Annotated in this window: 4 protein-coding genes; 2 read left to right on the top strand and 2 right to left on the bottom strand. The window is 60.3% G+C overall.

What is annotated here, in order from left to right; translation table 11 throughout:
* Positions 1-514 precede the first annotated feature (514 nt).
* Positions 515-916, bottom strand: a complete 402-nt coding sequence (locus P1T08_18440; protein MDF1598055.1) for a hypothetical protein — start codon at positions 914-916, stop codon at positions 515-517.
* A 485-nt stretch (positions 917-1,401) separates the two neighbouring features.
* Complete coding sequence (locus P1T08_18435; protein MDF1598054.1) at positions 1,402-1,692, bottom strand: GlsB/YeaQ/YmgE family stress response membrane protein; 291 nt, start codon at positions 1,690-1,692, stop codon at positions 1,402-1,404.
* A 916-nt stretch (positions 1,693-2,608) separates the two neighbouring features.
* Between P1T08_18435 and P1T08_18430 the strand changes: the two genes are divergently transcribed.
* Positions 2,609-3,211 carry an RNA polymerase sigma factor gene (locus tag P1T08_18430; GenBank protein MDF1598053.1) on the top strand — a complete coding sequence of 201 codons (603 nt, stop codon included), beginning with the start codon at positions 2,609-2,611 and terminating at the stop codon, positions 3,209-3,211.
* Entirely contained in the window at positions 3,208-3,693 is a 486-nt protein-coding gene (locus P1T08_18425) for a hypothetical protein (GenBank protein ID MDF1598052.1), read from the top strand. The genes P1T08_18430 and P1T08_18425 overlap by 4 nt, the downstream gene beginning before the upstream one ends.
* Positions 3,694-3,698: the final 5 nt, after the last annotated feature.

Raw genomic sequence — 3,698 nt, 5'->3', positions numbered from 1 at the left:
GATCAACAAACCAGAGGAGGACACGCCGACCCAATGAAACAATGAACCGTCTGTCTCAAAAAGCTTGACAAGTTCCGCTTTGACAACTTACGCATGCGACGGTCCGGAACCTCGAATCGTTTTAGGGTCTCCCGAAAGCTGACGCGCTCGCCAGACTCCATGGCGAGGATCCGTTCAAGGTGTCTGGCGGTCAAGAATCCCGCTGTGCCAGGAAACTCAAGCTGTCGCGCCGCAGAACGACATGCGGCTGGAGACCCAGCCGCATGTCCACCTATCGTTACCTTGCCCTCCGATGGCAGCACAACGCCGGTGATCAAATTCAGCAGGGTCGACTTGCCGGCACCGTTTCGACCGAGAAGGGCCGTGGTCCCCGAAGCGAGCGCCAACGAGATGTCCGTGAGAGCTGTCACTGCACCGAACTTCTTGCTGACGTGATGGAGGATCACGCTCCCAGCCATCGGCGCTGGCTGTGTCGTCGATGATTCTCCCGCGGAGGGTGCGGGCGAGGTCACGCCTAGTATCCGGAGCCGTTCATCCAGTGCTGACCTCCAGCGCCCACGGTGGATTCGACCCACGGGTGGTCATCTAGACAGGCGGGGCAGATTCCGAATTTGAAGCTCGCGTTTGTCTGCTTGCGCTTGTATTGCACGCCTCCCGATGTGTATGTGAACGTGTCATCATCGGCCATATCCGTAAAGGTCCATCCTGGATCCGAGGAGAGCTTGTTGTCGGTCACAGAATGGGCGCTGATGGTGGAGCCGTTACCGGTCCATAAGACCTGATGACGATAGGCCCATCGCAACGGGTACACACCGGTTCGATACAAGTCGTATTGGAGGGACCAGGTCGCGGCTTCCGCGACGCCCGCCCCGGTCAGCACGAATACGCTCAACACTGCGACTACCAATAGTCGCATTCTCTTCTTTATTGACATGGAATCCTCCAACCTCCCGAGGTCTTGCATGGGCCCTCCTGGCCCTGTTTCCATTGCGACGGTGTCAGCTCCTCTCCTTGGGCTGCCTCTACTGGTCATCGCTTTGCCGGTCGGACAGAAACGGTTCCATGGTGGGCCGGATGCCTCTCGCGGTATCCAACTATCTGAGGACGTGACTCGAGTCCGGCCGCGCCGAGGGATCGAGTTCGCGTGTTAGCACACAGCGGAGTCGGATGCCGACGTCAAACGAGGGCTGCTGCTATCCCTTTTCTGGAGGGGCCAGACCCCGGGCCGCCAAGCCGGGACTTACACAGCGGCACACCACGACGCCCGGGATTGCGGGCGAGCCGCGATGGCACGCCGCGCGGTCTCGACTTGACAGCCCGGCGCCGATGGGTGGGTCACGCCCTCAGAGAGATGTTCACATCCTCAAGGTGAAGAAGACCGTTGGTTCCTCTGCGCCACCGTTAGGAACCCCATGGGGTGCGTCTGTTGCGGATCATCCGCACGATGAGGAGCAATAGGACAGAGCCCGACAACGAGGCAATGAACCCACCCCAGGTGAATTCCAGGCCGCGGTCCTGAATGACGTTCCAGAGAGTCCCACCAAGGAGCGACCCGACTAGGCCGATGCCGACGTTGACGAGAAGGCTCCTCTCTTCACGGCCACCACCGACGATCGCGCCTGCAAGGCCACCCACAAAACCAAAGACGAACAGAGCCACCAACACCGCCAGAAGGACTCCGATGATGATCACGCCGCCCCCAGTCCACCTAATCGCGACACGTGGGCGAGATGCCCGCCGAGGCTATCTGTCGATGATAGGCATTGTCGTAGACCTGGTGACTGACTCTGCTTCATTGTTGCTATCGCGTGAGTCGATGTTGGGCGTCGCGATCGTCTTGACCGTTACTTTGCCCACAGCTCCTGATTGGTTCCAGGCGATTCGTCTACGAGAGGTCGACGAAACAAGTCCCGGCCGGTCCGGATTCCCGGAAACTGCATGCGGCACGAACACCGGAGTTGACGATATTCAGGCCTCTTCGACTGTAGACCCTCCCGAGGGAACCGATTCCCCGCTTACGGCAAACAATAAGCGCGTTGAATCAACGAAGAGAAGAGGTATCGGATGCGCAGGGGTGTTTGGTGTCTGCTCGTGGTGGCTGTGACATTGGTGAGTCCTCTGTCAGCACGAGGTGAACTCGAGCCGGAGCCGGGTGAGGACTACCACTGTGTGGCGGTGGTGGCAGGTGAGGAGGAGGATGGTGAGCTGGTCCTGACCCCCTGGGTGTGTTATGGGGATCCCGACGACAGAGATGCCCGAGCCCTTGAGCTCACTGATTCGAGTCAGCGGAGAATCCCTGACCCTGGGCTCGATAAGGGAGCCCTTGCGGCGAGCTTCACGTTGGGCACCCACTACGACGGATATAACGGAACTGGCTCCTCGCTGACTGTCGTGGGTGGCTCGTGTTCGGGTGGTTGGTGGAACACTCCATCGAACTTTTCGAACAAGACTTCCTCGTCGTATCACGGGTGTCCCAGGCTGCGTCACTATGACCTGCCCAACAAGGGTGGCGCCTCTTGGACGACCACAGGATCTGGCTCAACGGTGAACTTGACCTCTTTCAACAACAGGACCGAGTCGGTGCAGTATCTGCCTTAACCTGGGTGGAGTGAGTCGGGATAACCCCGTCGACGAGACCGACGCCGACCTGATTCGACGCTCGCTGGTTGACTCGCCGATGTTTGCCGTGATCTTCGATCGTCACTACGGGTCGATCCATCGGTATCTGGTCCGGCGTCTCGGCCCTGAGGTCGGTGGCGAGTTGTCGTCGGAGACCTTTCTCCGAGCCTTCAACCAACGGGACCGTTTCGACCCGTCCCATCTGTCGGCGCGTCCTTGGCTGTTCGGGATCGCCGCCAATCTGGCAAGGATGGAAGCACGACGACGTTACCTGGAGTCACGATCCCTCGGACTGGGTCCGGCGTCCACCGGGCCGGAGGACTTCGCAGCAGATGTAGCGGTGAGGCTCGACGCTATGGAGGAAGCTCGAAAGGTGGGCCTCTACGCTTTCTTGGAGCGACTGCGGGAATCGGACCGTCAGGTCCTCCTGTTCTACGCGTTGGGGGATCTCACTCAGGGCGAGATCGCCTTGGCGCTTGGCATTCCGCTCGGAACGGTGAAGTCCCGGCTGCATCGGACACGGGCCGCGCTGCGAGAACTGTTTGAGCCCGAACGGCAAAGCGGTCCCCACGAGAGAGACAGTACGCGATGAATGAGATAGAGCGTCTGCTGAGCTTGCTCTTCGACGGTAAGCCCACCAAAGGCGAGGAGCAGGCTGCCCGCGCCCGTCTGGAAGCTCACATCGCCGAGCAGGGAGCAGCTGACACAGACCGTTCGATGCCGGATGGGCTGGCGTCCGCCGACAACCCCCCGAGACCAGATTCGGACCTTAGAGCGAGGAGCCGTCTGGGTCTTCGACCGGGCTGGGCCGGAGTCGCCGTGACCTCAGCTCTTGTGATGGTTACAGCTATCCTGCTCGCTCGGGTTCTTTTGCCCGGACCAGTGGCCGGGCTGGTCGAGTTAGCCGAAGCCACCAGGCTGCTACCCGACGAGGAGTTCGGCGAGGCAACCCTGATCAGAGAGCGAGACGAAACCGTTCTCGTAGTAGAGCCGGCGGCCGAAGTGAATCGCCCTGGGAGAGTTGGAGACTCCGGAGCTTGGAAGCGAGGATGGAGTTATGGATTATCAGGGTGATGGGA

Source organism: Acidimicrobiia bacterium, assembly GCA_029210695.1.
Classification (GTDB): domain Bacteria; phylum Actinomycetota; class Acidimicrobiia; order Spongiisociales; family JAHEDJ01; genus JAHEDJ01.
The sequence above is the reverse complement of the archived record's forward strand: the minus strand, read 5'-3'. Positions and strand labels throughout refer to the sequence as shown.